General features: G+C 64.7%; 4 protein-coding genes. All 4 read left to right on the top strand.

The window, feature by feature from the left end:
* Nucleotides 1-287: 287 nt before the first annotated feature.
* The gene (gene ubiA / locus L981_RS14195; RefSeq protein WP_043617026.1) at nucleotides 288-1,202 is read left to right on the top strand and encodes a 4-hydroxybenzoate octaprenyltransferase; all 915 of its coding nucleotides are present in this window, start codon (nucleotides 288-290) and stop codon (nucleotides 1,200-1,202) included.
* 138 nt (nucleotides 1,203-1,340) lie between these two features.
* Nucleotides 1,341-1,556: a hypothetical protein gene (locus L981_RS14190; protein WP_043617023.1), complete on the top strand. Its 216-nt coding sequence runs from the start codon at nucleotides 1,341-1,343 to the stop codon at nucleotides 1,554-1,556.
* Nucleotides 1,557-1,686: 130 nt separating this feature from the next.
* The gene (locus L981_RS14185) at nucleotides 1,687-2,196 is read left to right on the top strand and encodes a metal-dependent hydrolase (RefSeq protein ID WP_043617020.1); all 510 of its coding nucleotides are present in this window, start codon (nucleotides 1,687-1,689) and stop codon (nucleotides 2,194-2,196) included.
* 160 nt (nucleotides 2,197-2,356) lie between these two features.
* A partial coding sequence (locus L981_RS14180) for a PAS domain-containing methyl-accepting chemotaxis protein (RefSeq protein ID WP_245281629.1) occupies nucleotides 2,357-4,017 on the top strand: 1,661 nt, incomplete at its 3' end.

Genomic DNA, 4,017 nt, shown 5'->3' with positions numbered 1-4,017 from the left:
GGGACTCCCCCTCATCCGCCTGCCGGCACCTTCTCCCCGCATGCGGGGAGAAGGGACGTTGCCATGCCCTCCGAGTTTCCTTTTCCCCGCCTTCGGCGGGAGAGCGGCGGAGAGGCCGTTTAGTGTCCATTCCCACGACCCATGGCTGCCGGAGCGGTGACCCCGCGCCGGAGGCCTGTTTCTTCTGCGACAGAATCCCTCCTTTATCTGAACACGCCCCCGCCTATAGTGCCGCTGTTTGCGGCCGCAGCCGGAGCGCGCCGCCCCCTGACTGGATGACCCGCCCCATGACCGCAGCAAGCCGACCCGACCTGACAGACATTCACCGGGGTGACTGGGTGGATCGCCGGTTGCCGCGGGCGGTGCGGCCCGATACCCGTCTTGCGCGGCTCGACCGGCCGGTCGGTATCTGGCTGACGCTCTTTCCCTGCTGGGCGGCGCTTTTCCAGGCGGCGCACGGCCTTCCCGAGATCCGCGATATCCTGGTGTTCACGCTCGGCGCGTTTCTGATGCGCAGCGCCGGCTCCACCATCAATGACATGGCCGACCGCAATTTCGACGGGCATGTCGAGCGGACGCGGTTCCGTCCGCTTGCAAATGGCGAGATCGGCATGTCCCGCGCCGTTCTCTTCCTGATCGCCCAGCTTGCGCTCGCCGCCTCGCTGCTTGTGTTCCTGAGCCCCGCGACCCGCGTGCTGGCGGTGTGCGTCGTGCCGCTCGTGTTCCTCTACCCCTTCTGCAAGCGGTTCACCCACTGGCCCCAGGCGGTCCTGGGCGCTGCCTTCAACTGGGGCATGCTGATGGCCTGGTCGCAGGTTGCCGGACATGTTCCGGCGGGCGCCGTGCTGATGTGGGCCGGTGCCGTTGCGTGGCAGATCGGCTACGACACGGCCTATGCCTATGTCGATGTGCGCGACGACACGCGCCTCGGTCTCAAGTCCACGGCGATCCTGTTCGGGGCTCGCGGCAAGGCCTGCATCGCCCTGTTCTACGGCCTGACGCTCGCCGCCTGGTCGCTCGGCGGCTGGATGCTCGGCATGTCGAGCCTCTATGCCGTCGGCATGGTGGTGATCGCCGCCCATCTCGCGTGGCAGGCCTGGCGTTTCGATCTCGATCGCCCCGAACTCAGCTATCGTCTGTTTCTGGCGAATATCCTGACCGGCGTGCTTTTGGCTGCAGCCGCTCTCGCCGGAACGTTTTGACGGACGCCGAACGTCTGGCTTGCCATAGGAAGTCGACGATGAGGCCGGTGACGCATTGACGCCCGGCGCGCGCGCTCCATGTCATAGCCAGATGTCAAATCTGGGCGCTCAGCTCAGTCAAACGGGCAGGGGCAGGCCATGCAAAGGTTCTTCGTCAGCGTCGCCAAGGAATTCGAGGCCGATAGCGCCGAGGAGGCCGCCCTTTTGATGTACCAGTTCTTGACCCGCGAGCCGGCGCCGCTTTCCTACGCCGTCACCGACGAGGCGAAGAACATCACCAGGTTGACGCTCGAGCGCGACAAGGCGGACGAATTCGCCAGCGTCGACCACACCGCCGATCCCGGCAACTGGTAACGTCTGCCGGCTGTAACGGCCGTGGGCGGAAGCCATCAAAGCGACATGTTCGGTTGCAAATCCTCCGGCGTTCGCGTCAACACTGCGCCTGTTGGGCGCAGCTGTCGCCGCGCTTCGGGAGGAAGCCCACTTGTTCATTGCCCATCTGCCGGCCGGCTATCTGCTGAGCCGCCCCTTTGCGCGCCGCAACCCGTCGCAGGCACGCGCCATCTTCGGTGTCGGGCTTCTCTGTTCCGTCCTGCCGGATTTCGATCTCGCCTATTTCTACCTGATCGACCAGCGCCGCACGCCGCATCACGACTACTGGGTGCACACGCCGATCTTCTGGCTGGCGCTGGCGGCGGCGATCGCGCTGCTTCTCATCGCCACCGGGCGGCGCAAGCAGCTCGTCCTTGTCGGGGCCGGGCTCTTGAGCGTGCTCCTGCATCTGGTGATGGATTCGATCGCGGCCGATATTCGCTGGTTCTTTCCCTTCGCCGATCTCAGGGTGAACCTTGTGCATGTGCAGGCGGTCCACAAACCCTGGCACCTGAACTTCATCCTGCACTGGACCTTCGCGCTTGAAGTCTTGATCTGGCTGCTGGCCGGTCATTTCGCCTTGCGCGATTTTCGGGCGCGGCGCGCAATCGGGACCGCATGAGGGCAAAAGCAGAGCAATTCTAGGGGTCGCGAAAAGAATCGCTTAAGGAATTTATCATACCAATAGCTACAATTCGCATGTATCCCTTTTCGATTTGTTAGCTATAGGTCCCGCCCTCATGACTGGCCTGCCGTCTCTTTTTTCGTCCGATGCCAAAGCCATGCTCGATGCGATCAACCGGTCGCAGGCGATCATCGAATTCGATCTTTCCGGTACGATCCTGACCGCCAACGAGAATTTCTGCCGCGCGATGGGTTACGATCTCCACGAGATCGTCGGCCGGCATCACCGCATGTTCGTGCAGCCGGAGGAGGCGGCGTCCACTGCCTATGCCGATTTCTGGGCGCGCCTTGCCCGCGGCCAATACGACAGCCAGCAGTACCGGCGCATCGGCAAGGGCGGGCGGGAGATCTGGATCGAGGCCTCCTACAATCCGGTGTTTCGCGGCCGCAAGCCCTACAAGGTGGTGAAGTTCGCGACCGACATCACCGCGACAAAGGCAAAGAGCACCGACGACCAGGGCAAGATCGACGCCCTGTCGCGGGCCCAGGCGATTATCGAATTCACGCCTTCGGGCGAGATCATCACCGCCAACGAAAACTTCCTTTCGGCCATGGGCTACGCGCTTCCCGAGATCGTCGGCCGGCACCATTCGATGTTCTGCGAACCGGACGATGTCCATTCGCCCGCCTATGCCGGATTCTGGCGCGATCTTGCGGCCGGGCGCTTCGTCACCGACCAGTTCAAGCGCATCGGCAAGGGCGGCAAGACGGTCTTCATCCAGGCGTCCTACAACCCGATCCTCGACGATGCCGGCCGGGTGTCGAAGGTGGTGAAGTTCGCCGTCGACGTTTCCGATCGCGTGCTTGCGGTCCAGGAGATCGGCGCCGGGCTCGGCCGTCTTGCTGAGTGCAACATCCGCATGACGCTGGACGAGCCCTTCGTCGGCGAGCTCGAAACGCTCCGGCGCGACTTCAACACCTCGATCGGCATGTTCCAGGAAACGCTGTCGGCGGTGCTCAACCAGACCCGCGACCTCAACAGCAACAGCCATGAGATGAAGGATGCGGCCGAGCATCTTTCCGACCGCACCCGCCAGCAGGCGGCAGCGCTGGAGCAGACCTCGGCTGCGCTGGAACAGGCGACGGCGACGGTGCGCACCTCGACCGAAAACACCCAGCAGACCCGCGCGTTGGTGCAGAATGCGCGGCAATCGGCGCACAGCTCTTCCGGCGTCGTGCGCGATGCGGTGACGGCGATGCAGCGCATCAAGGCGGCGTCCGAGGAGATCAGCCAGATCATCGGCGTGATCGACGAGATCGCCTTTCAGACCAACCTCCTGGCGCTCAACGCCGGGGTCGAGGCGGCGCGCGCCGGTGACGCCGGCAAGGGCTTTGCGGTCGTCGCCTCGGAGGTGCGCGAGCTTGCCCAGCGCTCGGCCAAGGCCGCCAAGGAGATCAAGGCGCTGATCCACAATTCGGTTGCCGAGGTCGCCGAAGGCGTGCGCCTCGTCGGCGATACCGGCAACGCGCTGAAGGAGATCGAGGACTTCGTCGCGGCGATCGACACGCGGATTGCGGCGATCGCGACGGCTGCGACCGAGCAGACGGCGGGTCTCGGCGAAATCAACGCGGCCGTCAACGACATCGACGTCATGACGCAGAAGAATGCGGGCATGGTGGAGCGCACGGCCGACGTCAGCGTCCGGCTGGCCGAGGGCGCGCAGCGGCTGACAGAACTCGTCAACCGTTTCCAGCTCAACCGCCGTGCCGAGCGGCGCGAGGCGGGCACGGCAGCGGCGGCGGGCGGCATCGGCGATCG

Origin of the sequence: Ensifer sp. ZNC0028 (assembly GCF_000799055.1) — a bacterium.
In the GTDB taxonomy this organism is placed as follows: domain Bacteria; phylum Pseudomonadota; class Alphaproteobacteria; order Rhizobiales; family Rhizobiaceae; genus Ensifer.
Note: the sequence above shows the minus strand (reverse complement) of the source record. Positions and strands in the feature narration are given on the sequence as shown.

Excerpts from the sequence above, each read along its gene's own strand:
- ubiA (WP_043617026.1), top strand. The coding sequence starts at position 288 with ATGACCGCAGCAAGCCGACCCGACCTGACAGACATTCACCGGGGTGAC.
- L981_RS14190 (WP_043617023.1), top strand. The coding sequence starts at position 1,341 with ATGCAAAGGTTCTTCGTCAGCGTCGCCAAGGAATTCGAGGCCGATAGC.